Below are 15,578 nucleotides of genomic sequence, written 5' to 3'. Positions count from 1 at the left end.
AGGCGCCGGGATCGCTGCGAGACTGGGTGCGGAAGGGGTGATTCCCGTGCCAGACCCATCGCAGGCGCCCGCCGATCCCGGCGCCGCCGTCGACGAGAGTCAGCTGGAAGAGCTGATCACCGAGGCGCAGATCGTCCTTCCGGTAGAATTGTCCGCATTGGCGAACCGGTGTGCCCAGGCCCTCGGCCTGAATGCGGCACTGATCTACCTCGTCGACCTGCAGCAACGGCTGCTCGTCCCGCTCGACGAGGCCCTGGAAGCGCTGTCGGTGGACACCTCGCAGGCCGGCTCGGCGTACCGCACGGTCTCCCCGCGGGTGACGGACGACGGCGACGACGTGGTCATCTGGCTGCCGCTGGTCGACGGTGCGGAGCGGCTGGGGGTGCTGGGGGTGCGGACCGCCCCACTGGACGGGCCACGGATGCGCCGCTCTCGGATTCTGGCCGATCTGCTCGCGATGGTCGTCACCTCCAAGCGCTCCTACAGCGACTGGATCGCCGCTCGCACCCGCACCGCGACCATGCAGCTGCCGGCCGAATTGGTGCGGGCATTCCTGCCGCCCCGCACCATCGGCAGCAAGCAGTGCGTCTCGACCGCGGTGCTGGAGCCGGCGTACGACCTCGGCGGAGACGCCTTCGACCACGCGGTGGTCAAGCAGGTGCTGCACACCATGATCCTCGACGGTATGGGCCACGATCTGGCCTCCGGTCTGGCCACCTCGGTGGCCATGGCCGGCGCGCGGAACGCCCGCCGCAGCGGCGCCGATCTGCCCGACCTCGTCGGCTCCGTCGACCGTGCGCTCACACAGTGGCTGCCCGACCACTTCTGCACCGGTGTGGTGTGCCGGCTCGACGCCGACGCCGGGGAGTTGCGCTGGATCAACTGCGGGCACCCGCCACCGCTGCTCATCCGTGCCAAGCGGGTACTCGAAGGGGCGCTGGACAGCCCCCCGCAGCCACCGATCGGCCTGTACGTCGAAGCCGCCCCGCCCGCCCGGCAGGTCCACGAGACCACACTCGAACCGGGCGACCGTGTCTTGCTCTACACCGACGGTGTGGTCGACGCACGCGACGCGAACGGCGTTGAGTTCGGCCTCGAGCGGTTCACGGACTTCATCATCCGCGCCTCCGCCGCGGGCGAGCGGCCCGCCGAGGTGCTGCGGCTGCTCATCCACGCCATCCTCGACTACCAGCACGACAACCTGCCGGACGATGCCACCATCCTGCTCTTCGAATGGCATCCGCAGCACGTTGTGGACCGACGCCTTGCGACCTGGCCGGATGCATGACGCGACCGTCGCTCGCAACGGCCCGGCCGTACCAGGCCAGGGCGGGTACTGTCACGCAGGCAGTCGACTCGGTCGTAACCCTCTCCCGGCTGCCCGTTGCCGAGGTCATGGATGATGTTCTGACCGCCTGCACCAGTGGTCAGGAGAAGATTGCATGCACCTGGTCGACTGCTTCAGGCCCATAGCCAACCGTGCCCACGGGGACTGCACCATCGATCGCGTCGATGATGCGCCCGGCCCAAACGGGACCGAATCCTCCGCACAGCTCGATCAGTTGCACGCCCTCGCTCACCAGGCGACGCGCGACCTCAAGGCCCTGGTCGGGCTTCTCCACCCCCACGAGGACAGTGCGGCACTTGCCGGTGTCCACGACGTTGACATCGCCGCCTGCGACGCTGCCGGCCGCCGTGTAGATGAATCCCCAGTGTGTGAGCGCCATGCGTGTGGACCCCCTATGACCGTCGAAGCCACCAGCGAAACAGAACCAGGGTGAGAACGCCACGGATCGGGGGTAACCCACGTGTGATCCGCACCTCCCCCGATTCAGCACCGGCTGAGGGGGGGGGTAGCCGACCTGGCGGCATGCGGCTCGGAGAATATCCACACACGCGATGCGCCGTGCCTGACAGCGGCCAGCTCGAACTCCATCAGCCGGTAGGGCACGCGCTGGCCAGCATTCCGGCTGACGGAGCCGACGCCCGCAGCCGAGCGGTTCAGTGCCTGTTCGCCATGAGATACAGAGCCGGGCGGGATCAGGGTGTGCCCAGCAGGGCATGTCCGTCCAGGTGCCCTGGTGACGCACCGGGGCCCCCGACCCCGCGGTCGGGGGCACCGGCATACGTCGGGAGCTTCCCCGCGGTGTCGCTGTACAGCTCCTCTGACCTGGGTGTGCGCGGGCGAAGGATGCGGTAAGGGTGCGATGCGTGTCCGTGGTGCGACGCGGTTGCCGCGTCCGGTGTCTGCCTTACCCTTTCTTTCAGGTCGTCGGCTGCGCGTGCGTACATCGGCTGCGGGTGCGTACATACGGGACTGATGCCTCACCTCAATCGTCCGAACAGGAGTGAGCCGCTCATGTCCTCGTCCGCCCCGGCCGTGGCCTCCTCGCGACCTGTCCGCGTGCTGCTGGTGGAGGACGACGAGCTGATGCGACGGTCCTTCACCGTCGCCTTGGAGCGTTACGGCTACGAGATGAAGGCCGCGGCCGACGGTCTTACGGGCCTTGAGCTCTTCCGCGACGAAAGCTTCGACCTGCTGATCCTGGACGTGATGCTGCCCGGTCTGGACGGGATCGGCCTGTGCCGCAGGGTCCGGGAGACCAGCTTGGTGCCCGTTTTGATGATGTCCGCGCGCGGCGACGGGCTCGATGTCGTCGCCGGTCTGGAGGCCGGGGCGGACGACTACGTGGTCAAGCCCGTGGACACGTACGTGCTGGTGGCGCGCATCCGCTCGCTGCTGCGGCGGGCGACCTACGCGCCCGCCCCGGGACCCGGGCGGGCCGCGGACGAGGGGCCGCCGTCCGAGGGGGAGGTGCTGGAGTTCGGGGACCTGCGTATCGACACCGCCGGCATGGAGGTGTGCGTCTCCGGGAGCCCGGTGGCGCTGACCCCGACCGAGCTGAAGCTGCTGCTGGAGTTCGCCGCCCACCCGGGCGTCGTGCGGGAGCGGCACACCCTGCTGCGCAATGTCTGGGAGTACGGCTGGGACGGCGACAGCCGGGTCGTGGACCTGTGCGTGCAGCGGCTGCGCCGGAAACTGGGGCGGGAGCGGATCGAGACGGTCCGCGGCTTCGGCTACAAGCTCAGGCGCTGAGGGCGGTGCGGGAGTTCCGACGGCTGCGGCCGGACCTGTCGTCCCTGCGCTGGAAGATCGCCGCGCTGGCCGCGGTCACCGCCTGCCTGGTCGTGGCGGCGGTGGGTGTGCTGGTGCACATGTGGACCGCGCGCGACATCCGCTCCCGGGCCGAAGCCCAGGCGTTCAACAGGCTGTACTCGGCCATGGACACCTACCGGCGCACCAAAACCCTCGCGGACGGAGCCGAGCTGGATCCGGCCGAGCTGCCCCTCGCGCTGCGGCACCCCGCCGACGGCGAGCGGCATACGGCCTACGACGGGCGCGTCGAGGGGAATATGGGCCCCAGCGCCTGGGCCGCCCAGCGCGTCGACGGCCCGGGCAGCCGGGTGCTGGCGATGCAGGTCAACATGAGCCCGGAGCTGCAAACGCTGCGCCAACTCGACGTGACCATGGCGGTGGCCTCGCTGGTCGCGCTCGCAGCGGCCGTGCCGCTGGCGGTCTACGGGGCCGGGTTGCTCGCCCGCAGGCTGCGGCGGGTCTCCGAGACCGCAGGCCGGATCTCCGCCGGGGATCTGGACGCCCGCACCGCGCCCACCAAGGGCCGCGACGAGGTGGCCGAGATCGCCGTCACCGTCGATCGTATGGCCGACAGTCTCGGCCAACTGCTCCGCACCGAGCGGCAGTTCACCGCGGACGTGGCCCATGAGCTGCGCACCCCCGTCGGCGGGCTGCTGGCCGCCGCCGACCTGCTGCCGGCCGGTGAGACCGAGGATCTGCTGCGGGCCCGGGTGCGGGATCTGCGCGGCCTGGTGGAGGACCTGCTGGAGATCTCCCGACTGGACGCCGGGGCCGAGCAGCCGGTCCCTGCCCGGGTGCCGCTCGGCGCCGTCGTCTCCGAGGCCGTGGCACGCACCGGTCTCCGCATCGAGGTCACCGTCGCCGGGACGCAAGCCGCTCCGACCGTGGAGACCGACCCGCGCCGTCTGGAGCGGATCGTCAGCAACCTCGTCGTCAACGCCCACCGGCACGGCGGGCCCCCGGTGGAGGTCACCGTCGAGGGCCGTACGGTCGTCGTGCGCGACCACGGCCCCGGCTTCCCGGCAGACCTGCTGCTCCACGGCCCCCGCCGGTTCCAGACGGGGGCGACGGAGCGCGGCACGGGCCACGGCCTGGGCCTGACCATCGCCCTGGGCCAGGCCCGGCTCCTCGGCGCCGAGCTGCAGCTGGAAAACGCCCCGGACGGCGGCGCCGTCGCCACCCTGCGCCTGCCGTTCCGACCCGCCGGCTCCTGCGGAACCGCGGTCAGGGCCTGTTAGTAGCACCTGTGCTGTCCATGCACAGGTGCGCCGAGAGGTCCTGTCATCTCGTGTACGCCTCCGCCCCGCCGCTGTTCCGGGCCGGGGCCCCTGTGTGGGGCCGGCCCGCTTCGGGCACGCTCGCCCGGCACGGATGCGGCCGCCCCCTCCACCTCGGACACCACGGACGCGCCTGCCCGCCCGGCCACCGGGCTCCCCGCGCCCTACAGAACTGCTACAAAGCGGCGCGGTCGCCGATACACAGTGGCTCAGGCCCCGATACGTTCCCCGGACACCCTTCGCAGTGCACCCTTCCGCACCCGAAGAGGAGTCCCCCGTGTCCGCCACCCCCTTCGCCCCGCGCGCGCAGCACGCGGCACCCGGGATCGCAGCCGCCACCTTCGGCCTGTCGAAGGTCTACGGCAGCGGCGACACCCGTGTCGTAGCCCTGGACCATGTCAGCATCGACTTCCGGGAGGGCGAGTTCACCGCGATCATGGGTCCTTCCGGCTGCGGCAAGTCCACGCTGATGCACTGTGCCGCCGGGCTCGACTCGCCCAGCTCCGGCTCCGTGCGCGTCGGCACCACCGAACTGAGCACGCTGGGCGACCGGCAGCTCACCGCGCTGCGCCGCGACCGGATCGGCTTCATCTTCCAGGCGTTCAACCTGCTGCCGACGCTGACCGCGCTGGAGAACATCACGCTGCCGCTGACCATCGCCGGACGCCGCCCCGACCAGCAGTGGCTGGACCGCGTGGTTGCCATGGTCGGACTCTCCCAGCGCCTCGGTCACCGGCCCGCGCAGCTGTCCGGCGGGCAGCAGCAGCGCGTCGCGGTCGCCCGTGCCCTGGCCTCCCGCCCCGCGATCATCTTCGGCGACGAGCCCACCGGAAACCTCGACTCCCGCGCCGGGGCCGAAGTGCTCGGCTTCCTGCGCGACTCGGTGCGCGAGCTGGGCCGGACCGTGGTCATGGTCACCCACGACCCGGTCGCCGCCGGCTACGCCGACCGCGTGGTCTTCCTCTCCGACGGCCACCTGGTCGACGAGATGACACACCCCACCCCGGACCGGGTCCTGGACCTGATGAAGAGCCTGGGCGGCCTCTCACACACCAGCTGAACCCGCCTCGCCCAGGACCGAACCCGCTGCCCGCTCGCATCCACCGAGCCCACGTCTCAGGAAGCCCCCATGCTGAAAACAGCCCTGCGCAACCTCCTGGCGCACAAGGCCCGTCAGATCATGACTCTCCTTGCCGTCTGCCTGGGTGTCGCGTTCGTCAGCGGCACCCTCGTCTTCGCAGACTCCACCGCCGAGGCCCACCGCGCCGCCGCGTCGAAGAGCTTCGCCGACATCGCGGTCAGCGTGACCGCGAAGGAACCCCCACCGGGGGCCGCCGCACACCAGCAGACCAGCGCGCTGGACGACGCGCTCGCACGGAAACTGGCCGCCGTACCCGGTGTCGCCGCGGTGCGCCCGTCGGTCGACGGCACGGCCGCCCTGAACGCGGCGGACGGCACCCCGCTGCGGGTCGATCCAGGGGCGAATCCGGCCGCCGGCTACGTACCGGGCAAGGACGGCAAGGACAGCCGCTACCCGCTGGCCGAGGGCCGCGCCCCGAAGAACAGCGGCGAACTCGCCGTGGACCGCGGCACCGCCGCCGCCGGCCACTTCCGCCTCGGCGACACGATCACGCTGGCCACCGACGGCCCCGTCATGACCAAGCGGCTCGTCGGCATCGTCACCACCGAGGACACCCGGGTGACCGCCGGCGGCACCCTCGCCCTGTTCGACAAGGCGACCGCCCAGAAGCTGTTCGCGTCCCCGGGCCACTACACCGGGATCGATCTGTCCGCCGCCCCCGGGACCGACCAGTTCGCGCTCTCGCGCCGGGTCACCGGCATGCTCCCGGCCGACCGGGCCGCGGCCACCACCGGCGCTGCCCAGGCCGCCCAGCAGGCCATCCTCGTCGACACCCTGACCCGGGGCTACGAGAAGCTGCCGCTCGTCTTCGCCGGGGTCTCGCTGTTCATCGGCTCCTTCCTCATCATCAATACCTTCACCATGCTCGTGTCGCGGCGCACCCGTGAGATCGCGCTGCTGCGGGCCATCGGCGCCACGCGCCGCCAGGTGTCCCGCTCCGTGCTCCTGGAGGCCCTCCTGGTCGGTCTCGTCGCATCGGCGGCCGGCTTCCTGCTCGGCCTCGGCATCGCCTCGGTGCTGCCCGACATCCTGAGCACCGACGGGAACACGCTGCCCCAAGGCCCGCTGGTGATCGGCCCGCGCTCGGTCGTGGCGGCGCTCGGCGTGGGCGTGGGCGTCACCGTGCTCGCCGCGTGGCTGCCGTCCCGCAGGGCGGCGAAGGTCGCGCCCATCGAGGCGATGCGCACGACGGACCAACCGCCCTCCGCCAAACGGTCCCGGATCCGCGGCCTGGCGGGCCTTGCCCTCCTCGTCCTCGGCGCCGGTGTGCTGGTGTCGCTCTCGGGGGCGAAGGACGCCTCGGAGAAGAACCTGCAGAACGCGATGGCCGGCTGCGCCCTCCTCGTCGCCGCCCTGATCGTCCTCGCGCCGGTCCTCGCCTCCCCGATCATCCGGCTGACCGGACGGCTGACCGGCCGCTTCGGGATCACCGGCCATCTCGCACAGCAGAACGCGCTCCGCGACCCGAGGCGCACCGCCGCCACCGCCGCCACCCTGCTGATCAGCACCGCACTGGTCGCCGGCCTCGCCGTCATCGGCAACTCCACCGGGCAGGCCCTCGACCGCCAGGCCGCGGCCGGCCTCGGCGCCGACTACGTGATCAGCTCCCCGCCCATGACCGGCGTCGACCCGGCCGCCGTACGGCGGGTGGCCGACACCTCCGGGGTGCGGACCGCGAGCGCCGTCACGGACTCCGCCCTGTTCACCGGCGGCGGTGTCCGGGAGATCTCCGGTGTCGACCCCCGCACCGTGCACGACGTCATGAAGCTCGACTTCGTCAGCGGCTCCGCCAAGGATCTCGGGCCGGGCCGGATCGCCGTCTCCAGCACCCTCGCCCGGGCAAACGGCGTGACCACGGGCGGCCACCTCAACGCCGCCCTCGGCCGGAACCAGGAGTTCAGGAAGTACACCGTCGTGGGTGTCTACAAGGACAACCCCGTCGCCCACGACGCGCTCGGCGCCCGTACCGAGGTGGCGCACGACAGCTACCTGCCCGGCTCCGTCCAGCGCATCCTCGTCCGCACCGACGGCGGCGCGGTCTCGAAGACCACCGAGGACCGGCTGCGCACCGCCGTGGGCAACAGCCCGCTGCTGAAGGTGCAGGACCGGGAGCAGTTCGTCCACGAGGCCGCCGGCACCATGGGCGACCTGCTGACCCTGATGTACGGGATGCTCGCCATCGGCATCGTCATCGCCGCGCTCGGCATCATGAACACCCTGGCCATGTCGGTCGCCGAGCGCACCCGAGAGATCGGCGCCCTGCGGGCCATCGGCATGGACCGCTCCGGCATCCGGCGGATGATCCGTCTGGAGGCGGTGACCGTCGCCGCGTTCGGCACGCTCCTCGGCCTGGCGGGCGGCCTGTTCGGTGCCTGGGCGGTCGGCTCGCTGGCCAACGGCGCGCTGCCGCAGTACTCCCTGGCGCTGCCCTGGGGGACGCTGCTCCTCGTGTGCCTGCTCTCCCTCGCGATCGGCGCGCTGGCCGCCGCCGTCCCGGCCCGCCGGGCCGCCGCCCTGAGCCCGCTGGAGGCCGTCGCGGAGGCGTAACGCACGGCCTTGGACGGTGTCCTGTGTGGTGAGCCGGTCGAGTCGCTGGTAGCAGCAGAGGGAGGCGGCGAGGCAGGGAAAGGCGGTGTGCGGCTCGGCCCCGGCGTCCCTGTGAGAGCCGGATGGTGCCAGGCCAAGAGGCAACTCGCGTTCACAGATCTGGATGCTTCGTCGCCACCTGGTAGTACCCCGAGTGGAACACCAGAGGGGTACCGCCGTCGCTCTCGTACTGTTCGACCTCGCCGAGGAAGATGATGTGGTCGCCGGCGTCGAGGCGTTGGACTGTGCGGCATTGGAAGCGGGCGACCGCGCCGTCCAGGAGGGGGGTGCCGGCGATGCCGGGGGTCGTGGGGGTACCGCGGAATTTGTCGTCGGCCGGCGTGGCGAACTGGCGGGAGAGGTGGTGCTGGTCGGCGGCCAGTATGTGGACGGCGAAGTGCGAGGCGTCGGTGAAGTCCGGGAGGCTCGGGCTGTTTTTGCCGGGGCACCACAGGACGAGGGGAGGGTTCAACGAGACGGAGGTGAAGGAGTTCGCGGTCATGCCGACGTTGCGGCCGTCGGGGGCCCGGGCCGTCACCACGGTCACGCCGGTGGCGTACTGGCCCAGCGCGCGGCGAAGTTCGCGGCCGTCGAAGCGGGCGGCGTGCTGGGCGCGCTTCTCGGCGAGAAAGCGGTGTGCCTCGGCCTCCTCGAACCACCAGCGGTAGAGGGTCCGCGGGTCGTCGAAGCCGGCGGCGAGGGCGCCGGCGACGGAGGGGATGTCGGCCGCCGCGGCCAGAAGGTCACGATGGTGGGAACTCAGGTCTGCCAGAAGCGAGTTGGTCCAGCCGACGGCCCATTGCGCCCAGCCGCGCCAGAAGTTGTCGAAGGTGCGCTGCATCCACTGCGGGGTGAATTCGGCGGTGCCGTGGCGGAGGATGCTGTCGAGGTAGTGGGTCGCGGCCTGGGCCGCGTTGTTCGCACCCTGGCCGGTGATCGGATCGTTGAGGACGACGGCGTCGGCCATCCCGAGGACGTGCCGGCCGGAGGCCAGGCGGGCGACGGGGTGCCGGACGGTCGGAGTGAGCCTGCCGCGCAACACGCCGCCGCTGTCGGTGAGCCGGGCGGGCCGGCAGCGCTCGTATTCGTCGGGGAAGAACCGGCGGAGGATTTCCAGTGAGCGGGTGAGGTGGCCTTCAGGCGTGCGGATGTCGTCCCAGCAGTCCATCGGGCCGCCGGGGACGCCTTCGAAGACCATGATGTCGCAGGGTCCGGTGGTGGTGAGGGCCGGGAAGGAGAAGTATTCGCCGACGCCGGGGACCAAGCGGTAGTGGATGGCGTCCTCTCCCTCCCGCGGTGCCGTTCCCGTGACGTACGTCAGCGCCAGCGCACGGCGCGGCCGGTCGTACGGGGAGAGTTCGGAGTTGCGCGGGAAGAGCTGGCTCAGCTCGCCCTTGCCCGTGGAGACCACGACGAGATCGTGCGCACGGGCGTACCATTCGAGGTCGCTGACGCCCGCCTCGTGCAGCACGATCTCGCCGCGGCCGCCGTCCGCGAACTGCTCGATCCAGGCGGCACACTTGACCCGCTGGTCGACGGAGTGGGCAGGGCCCTCCAGCGGCGCGCGCCAGGAGACGTCCGGAGTACCGTGCGGACCGATGAGAGAGAACGAGATGCCGGAGATGTCCGGGGCCCGGCCCTCCCAGTGGTGCAGGCCGAGTTCGCGCTCGCTCTGGAGCGCGGTGTCGAACATGCACTGGCTGGACATGACCGGGCCGCGACGAATCTCGTCGGGGTCACGGTCGGTGACCAAGGTGACGTCATAGCCGTGCGCCTGGAGTCCCAGGGCGAGCTGGGCACCCGCCTGCCCGGCTCCGACCACCGCGATCCTTCTCATGTCCCGCTGTCCTGCTCTCGTGACGTATCTGTCTGTCACTGACGTGTCGTCAGTTCGCTGTGTCCCGCTCTTGACGGCCGTTCAGGCGCCGACCTCGGTCAGATAGTTCTTCGCGGCGACCGGGTCCATGAACCAGCGGAACAAGTCGCGCGGGTCGTCGAAGCCGTTGACGAAGCGGGCGGCGATACGGGAGTTGGCGCTCGCCGCGCCGAAGATCTCCAGGACGTGCTGTGGCGGGGCGCCGAGCATCGCGTTGGTCCAGGCCGTGGCGGACTGCGCGTTGTCCCAGAAGCGGCCGAAGGCCAGCTCCATGAACGCGGCGTCGTACGGGCGCTCGCCGTGGTCCAGGATGGCGGCGAGGTAGGAGGCCGCGCACTTCGAGGCGTTGTTGGACCCCTGGCCGGTGATCGGGTCGTTGAGGACGACGACGTCGGCGAAGCCGAGCACCTGCGCGCCGGAGGGCAGCGTGGCGACGGGCTTGCGGACGGTCGGCGCGAAGCGGCCCGCGAGGGTGCCGTTCCCGTCGGTGAGCGCAACATCGGTGCAGCGCTCGGCCTCCCACGGAACGTACGTCCGCAGCAGCTCCTGGAACTTCGCCAGCTGCTGCTGGGGGGTGAGCCCGTCGAAGCAGTCGAGCGGGCCGCCCGGGATGCCCTCGAAGAACATGATGTCGCAGGGGCCGCTGGTGGTGAGGCTGGGCATGGTGAAGTACTCACCCACACCGGGGATGACGTTGAAGCTGACGCCGGGGCGGTCGGGCAGGGCTGCCATGCCGGTGACGTACGCCAGGGCCAGCGCGCGCTGTGGAGCGTCGTACGGGGAACGCATGGCGTCCCGCTCGAACAGCCCCGCGATCTCGCCCTTGCCGGCCGCGACGATCACCAGGTCGGACTCGGCGGCATAGCGCTCCAGGTCCTCGATGCCGGCCTCGCAGAGCTCCAGACGGCCGCCGCGGCGTGCGAACTCGCCCATCCAGAGTGGCATTTTGACGCGCTGGTCGATGGAGCGGGCGGTGGCTTCGAGGCGGGCGCCGAAGGAGAGCGCCCGGCCGCCCTGGCCGTCGGCGATGCTCACGCCGAGACCGGCGATCGCCGGGCAGGCGTCGCCCCAGAAGTCGAGGCCGAGGTTGCGCTCGTGGGCCAGCGCGGTGCCGAACATGGCCTGGCTGGACATGACCCGGCCCTCGCGGATCTGGTCTCCGGTGCGGTTGGACACGATGGTGACGTCAAAACCGTGGTCGATCAGGCCGATGCCGAGCTGGAGACCGGCCTGGCCGGCCCCGACGATGGTGATCTTGCGCATGCGGGGGTTCTCCGGGGGTTCGGGGTGTGCGGTTTTTGAGCGGTGTCGTGCGGTGCCGTGCGCCGTGCAGCGTTTCGGCACGTGGCGGCGTCAACAGGTGGGCGGTGGTGGTGTGGAATGCGGCTGCCCGCCGGGGGGACTGGCGGGCAGCCGCGGGAGGCCGGGTCACCCGTAGGACCGGGGGAGGGGCCCCGGGTAAACCGGCCGGCTAGAGGGGCCCGGCCATATCGGCGAGCCGGGGCAGCAGCGGCAAGGGTCCTGCGACGCGCGGGGGTACGGCCTGGGCGGCCTTCGCCGCGTCGGTCGCGCGTAATACGCGCAGCGCGCATGCGACGGGCTGTCCGCTGGGCGTGACTCCGCCTCTGACGAGCGCAGTCCGGCCCGGCACTCCCTGCATTGTTGGTTCCCAGGATTCTCTCGGGTCCGCGGCGGTCAGGGGTCAATCCTGGTATGGCAAGATCACCTTCGCTATCCGGATCACGCGGGTTGCTGTCCCGATTGCGCGTCTCGGCGGTGGAGGTTTACATGCCCGCTGAAAAGTCCCCCCTCGCAAATCACCAGCGGTTTCATACAGCGGACATTTGGGAGGCGCGGGCCGAGGTCGGCCGCGCCTTTTGCCCGCATGAGCTGCGCATCACGCGGCGCTCGGCGACGCTCGACGCCCGGCTGCACGGTGCACCCTTCGATCGGACAGGTCTCTATTACCTCGATTACGGAACGGAAGTCCGGATCACACCGGGCGATCTGGAGAGCTTTTTCCTCGTCCAGATCCCGCTCGCCGGTTACGCCGAAATCACCTGCGGCCGCGAGGAGATCATTTCCTCCCCAGAACTCGCTTCTGTTCCCTCTCCGACCGGAAAGTTGGACATGCGCTGGGGTGACGGCAATCCGCAGTTGATCGTGTGGTTCGACCGATCGTCGCTGGAATCGCACCTGGGCAGTTTGCTCGGCCGCGCCGTGCGCCGCCCGATCTTCTTCTCGCTCGGCATGAACCTCACCACGCCGGGCTCCCGATCCTGGCTCAACATCGTCGACCTCATGCGCCGGGAGGCGGAGGGGCCGGGTGGGATGACAAGCAAGCCCATCGTGACGAAGCAGCTTGAATCACTCCTCATGACCCAGCTGTTGATGGCCCAGCCCCACAACTACACGTCGGCGCTGCTGGGCGAGCAGCCGCGCGTCGCACCGCCCGCGGTCCGTCGCGCCATGGAGGTCATCGAGGGCCACGCCGCCGAGCCGCTCACGGTCGCGGAGATCGCGGAATGCGTCGGCGTCGGCGTACGGGCCCTTCAGGAAGGCTTCCGCCGGCACCTCGACACGACACCGCTCGCCTACCTGCGCGAGGTCCGCCTGGACCGTGTACGCAAGGAACTCCTGGCCTCCGACCCGGGTTCCGCGACCGTGACCGCCGTCGCCTCCCGCTGGGGCTTCCTGCACCCGGGCCGTTTCTCACTCGCGTATCGCCAACAGTTCGGGGAGTCGCCTTCGGAGACGTTGCGGTCATAGGAGCAATTCGGTCTTTCGACCGCCCTGACGATCAGCGGGCGGCGGGCAGGACGACGCAGACCGTGGTGTCTGTCCTCGGTCCTGCCGTTGCGCTCGGCCTCGACCAGGGCAGGGCCGCCATAGGGAGGGCTGCCCGCGGCCCGACGACGACGGCCGGCTCGCACCACCAGGCGCGATGCACCCCGACACGGACGCGGGGTCTCCACCGCGGGGTGGCCGGGGCCCGGCTGCTACGTGCGGTACGGCATCGTGAGCGTCTGCTGTCCCTTCTGGGCTGTGCGCCACCCCGAACACCTCACAGGCGCTGCCAGGTGGTGTCATCAGTTCCCGGGCGAGGCTCTCCGGCTGCCTGGTCCGCCTGGCCGAGCGGCGGATCACGTCAGGCGATACGCGCCGGCCTCATCAGACGGGCCGGGCCGCCCGCGCCTCGTCGCTGACGCCGTAGCGACTGAGGAACATGGCTATTCCCTCTTCGACGACGACGTCGAGCGGCGGGATGCTCATGACGTCCGGTCCGATCGCCATGACCTTCGGCCAGATGATGAATTCCTGTACGAGTCCCAGGAATTGATGCGCCGCCAGCTCGGGGGACGGGCAATCGATCCCCCCTGTCTCGTGCAGCCGCTGCAGGCAGCCGGCGAGCGTCTTGGTCAACGGCTCCTTGCCGACCCGGTAGAACTCCTCGGCGACCCAGGGGCTCCGGCGGGACTCGGCGATCACGAGCCGGGTGAAGGCGACCTGGTCCGCGTCTTCGATGAAGGTCAGAAGGATCTCGGAAAACTGGCGCAGGAATCCGGCCGGGTCGGCGTCGGTCCCCAGGCTCTGTTCGAGGCGCGTCAGCAGGTCTCCGAGCGGCAGGCTGGACCAGTGGTGCTCCATCACGGCACGGAAGACCGCTTCCTTGCTCCCGAACTGGTTGTAGACCGTCTGCCGGGCGACCTCGGCTTGGGTGGCGATCCGATCGAGGTTCACACCGTCGTAGCCGTCCTGCAGGAAGAGCGCCTTCGCCGCCGCGAGGATCTTCAGTCTGCTGCGGGAGCGACCCTTGCCTTGCCGGGCGGGCTGGGAGGGCGCGGGCACCACCGTCAAGCACCTCTTTCTGTACTGGACGCGCCAGTCTAGTCCAGCAATGCGTTGATCTTGCGAGGGTCTCGGGTGCGCCAGGCCGGCCCGAGTGGACCGCACCCGCAAGGAATCCCTCCCTGCAGATCAGAGGTCTGCCGGACTCTTGCCATGGGTCAAACTGGACTGTACTGTCCAGTCTACTTCGCGGGGGCTGAATGTGCCATTCAACCTGAGAGGAGAAGTATGCGATCTTCCTTGGGGTCGACCGGCCCCTCCGTCGCGGCACGGCTCGACCGGCTGCCGGTCACCAGGCTCCACAAGCGCTTCACCGGCGTCATGGCGCTGGGGAACTTTTTCGAGATCTACGAGCTGTTCCTGGCCGGGGTCCTCGCGACCACGCTGAAGAAGACCTTCGCCCTGGGCGGCTTCGAGCTGTCGCTTGTTCTGGCGTCGGCGTTCGTCGGAGCCTTCGTCGGAGCCGTGGTCATCGGGCGGCTCGCGGACCGTGTCGGACGGCGGACCGCCTACATGGTCACGCTGACCCTGTACTCCGGGGCCACGCTCGCCTGCGCGCTGGCCCCGAACCTGTGGACGCTCGTGGCCTTCCGCTTCGTGGCCGGCATCGGCCTGGGCGGCGAACTGCCGGTGACGGACTCGTTCCTGGGCGACATCCTTCCGCCGGCCCGGCGCGGCTACTGCGCGGCATGGGCCTTCACGGGCGCCTATCTCGCCGTACCCGTCGTCGGCTTCCTGGGCCTGGTGCTGGTGGACGGCGCTCCGCTCGGCGTAGCGGGATGGCGTTGGATGTTCGCCATCGGGTCCCTCGGAGCCCTGCTGACCTTCCTGGTGCGCAGAGCTCTGCCCGAATCACCTCGCTGGCTGGAGTCGGTCGGACGCACGGCGGAGGCCGACGCCGTCATCAGCCGCTTCGAGAAGGCCGCCGCGGCAGAAGGCTGGACACCCCCCGCGGTCTTCGGCGAGTCCGAGGAGCCGGACATCGCGGTGGAGCCGGTGCCCGTCCGCGCCATCTTCCGTCGGCCCCTGGCCCGGCGCACGGTGATCATGGCGATCGTGTGGATCCTCGCGCCCATCGGCTACTACGGCTTCGGCAGCCTCGCCACGCTCGTCCTCGCCGCCAAGGGACTCGACCTCAGCACCTCGCTGACCTATCTGACCTTCTCCTTCATCGGCTATCCGCTCGGCTCCGGTCTTTCCGTGCTCATCATGGAGAAGGCGGAACGGAAGTGGATCCTGGCCGCGTCGCTGGTGGGCATGGCGGTGTGCGGAATCGTGTACGGAAGCGCCCACTCGGCAGCCGTGATCATCGCCTCGGGTTTCTGTTTCACCGCGGTGGCCAACGTCATGTCCAACTCCGGCCACATCTACCAACTGGAACAGTTCCCCACGAGTGTGCGCACCACCGCCACCGGCTGGCTGTACTCACTGAGCCGGCTCTCGACAGCGGCAGCGCCCTTCTATCTGCTCCCCCTTCTGGGCGCCCATGGAGCAGCAGTCGCCTTCACCGTTGTCGCCGCGGCGATGCTGCTGGCCGCACTCTCGCTCGTCTTCGGCGTGCGGACCACGGGATTGCGGCTGGAAACCATCTCAGGTCCGGCCCCGGCCACCCTCGCCCGGCCGGCCGCCCCGGGCGGGCCCACGTCCCCCGTCATTCCGGAAAAGACGCACTGACCTCCGCCGGCTCGCCAG

Annotated in this window: 11 protein-coding genes; 7 read left to right on the top strand and 4 right to left on the bottom strand. The window is 70.4% G+C overall.

Features of this window, described 5'->3' with window-relative positions; genetic code table 11:
* Positions 1-46 precede the first annotated feature (46 nt).
* Positions 47-1,288 (top strand): PP2C family protein-serine/threonine phosphatase, encoded by a 1,242-nt coding sequence (locus CPH93_RS07935; protein ID WP_173909744.1) that lies wholly within the window; start codon positions 47-49, stop codon positions 1,286-1,288.
* 139 nt (positions 1,289-1,427) lie between these two features.
* On the opposite strand, the gene CPH93_RS07930 is transcribed toward CPH93_RS07935, so the two are convergent.
* Positions 1,428-1,727, bottom strand: a complete 300-nt coding sequence (locus CPH93_RS07930) for a DUF6506 family protein (RefSeq protein ID WP_093485688.1) — start codon at positions 1,725-1,727, stop codon at positions 1,428-1,430.
* 632 nt (positions 1,728-2,359) lie between these two features.
* On the opposite strand from CPH93_RS07930, the gene cseB reads away from it, so the two are divergent.
* The 4 genes from cseB (at position 2,360) to CPH93_RS07910 (ending at position 8,122) form a co-directional block, all read left to right on the top strand.
* Entirely contained in the window at positions 2,360-3,097 is a 738-nt protein-coding gene (gene cseB / locus CPH93_RS07925; RefSeq protein WP_096212408.1) for a two-component system response regulator CseB, read from the top strand.
* Positions 3,094-4,395, top strand: coding sequence for a sensor histidine kinase (locus CPH93_RS07920; RefSeq protein WP_443031457.1), 1,302 nt, complete (start codon positions 3,094-3,096; stop codon positions 4,393-4,395). The genes cseB and CPH93_RS07920 overlap by 4 nt, the downstream gene beginning before the upstream one ends.
* 316 nt (positions 4,396-4,711) lie before the next feature.
* Complete coding sequence (locus CPH93_RS07915) at positions 4,712-5,494, top strand: ABC transporter ATP-binding protein (protein ID WP_173909742.1); 783 nt, start codon at positions 4,712-4,714, stop codon at positions 5,492-5,494.
* 69 nt (positions 5,495-5,563) lie between these two features.
* Positions 5,564-8,122 (top strand): ABC transporter permease, encoded by a 2,559-nt coding sequence (locus CPH93_RS07910; RefSeq protein ID WP_096212407.1) that lies wholly within the window; start codon positions 5,564-5,566, stop codon positions 8,120-8,122.
* Positions 8,123-8,273: 151 nt separating this feature from the next.
* On the opposite strand, the gene CPH93_RS07905 is transcribed toward CPH93_RS07910, so the two are convergent.
* Complete coding sequence (locus tag CPH93_RS07905; RefSeq protein ID WP_096212406.1) at positions 8,274-9,998, bottom strand: styrene monooxygenase/indole monooxygenase family protein; 1,725 nt, start codon at positions 9,996-9,998, stop codon at positions 8,274-8,276.
* An 81-nt stretch (positions 9,999-10,079) separates the two neighbouring features.
* Positions 10,080-11,300: a styrene monooxygenase/indole monooxygenase family protein gene (locus CPH93_RS07900; protein ID WP_096212405.1), complete on the bottom strand. Its 1,221-nt coding sequence runs from the start codon at positions 11,298-11,300 to the stop codon at positions 10,080-10,082.
* Positions 11,301-11,825: 525 nt separating this feature from the next.
* Here CPH93_RS07900 and CPH93_RS07895 point away from each other — a divergent pair.
* On the top strand, positions 11,826-12,806 hold the full coding sequence (locus tag CPH93_RS07895) for an AraC family transcriptional regulator (protein WP_096212404.1): 981 nt from the start codon (positions 11,826-11,828) through the stop codon (positions 12,804-12,806).
* A gap of 402 nt (positions 12,807-13,208) precedes the next feature.
* Here the strand turns inward: CPH93_RS07895 and CPH93_RS07890 are convergent, their stop codons facing one another.
* Positions 13,209-13,886: a TetR/AcrR family transcriptional regulator gene (locus tag CPH93_RS07890; RefSeq protein ID WP_231977232.1), complete on the bottom strand. Its 678-nt coding sequence runs from the start codon at positions 13,884-13,886 to the stop codon at positions 13,209-13,211.
* Positions 13,887-14,114: 228 nt separating this feature from the next.
* On the opposite strand from CPH93_RS07890, the gene CPH93_RS07885 reads away from it, so the two are divergent.
* A complete protein-coding gene (locus CPH93_RS07885) occupies positions 14,115-15,560 on the top strand; it encodes an MFS transporter (RefSeq protein WP_162501007.1) in 1,446 nt (481 codons plus the stop codon).
* Positions 15,561-15,578: the final 18 nt, after the last annotated feature.

The organism is Streptomyces sp. 2323.1, from assembly GCF_900221035.1.
In the GTDB taxonomy this organism is placed as follows: domain Bacteria; phylum Actinomycetota; class Actinomycetes; order Streptomycetales; family Streptomycetaceae; genus Streptomyces; species Streptomyces sioyaensis.
This window is presented reverse-complemented; position numbering and strand designations above follow the sequence as displayed.

What these genes read in the sequence shown, in the direction of transcription:
- CPH93_RS07930 (WP_093485688.1), bottom strand. Translation starts at nt 1,727, where the DNA reads ATGGCGCTCACACACTGGGGATTCATCTACACGGCGGCCGGCAGCGTC.
- cseB (WP_096212408.1), top strand. Translation starts at nt 2,360, where the DNA reads ATGTCCTCGTCCGCCCCGGCCGTGGCCTCCTCGCGACCTGTCCGCGTG.
- CPH93_RS07910 (WP_096212407.1), top strand. Translation starts at nt 5,564, where the DNA reads ATGCTGAAAACAGCCCTGCGCAACCTCCTGGCGCACAAGGCCCGTCAG.
- CPH93_RS07905 (WP_096212406.1), bottom strand. Translation starts at nt 9,998, where the DNA reads ATGAGAAGGATCGCGGTGGTCGGAGCCGGGCAGGCGGGTGCCCAGCTC.
- CPH93_RS07900 (WP_096212405.1), bottom strand. Translation starts at nt 11,300, where the DNA reads ATGCGCAAGATCACCATCGTCGGGGCCGGCCAGGCCGGTCTCCAGCTC.
- CPH93_RS07895 (WP_096212404.1), top strand. Translation starts at nt 11,826, where the DNA reads ATGCCCGCTGAAAAGTCCCCCCTCGCAAATCACCAGCGGTTTCATACA.
- CPH93_RS07885 (WP_162501007.1), top strand. Translation starts at nt 14,115, where the DNA reads ATGCGATCTTCCTTGGGGTCGACCGGCCCCTCCGTCGCGGCACGGCTC.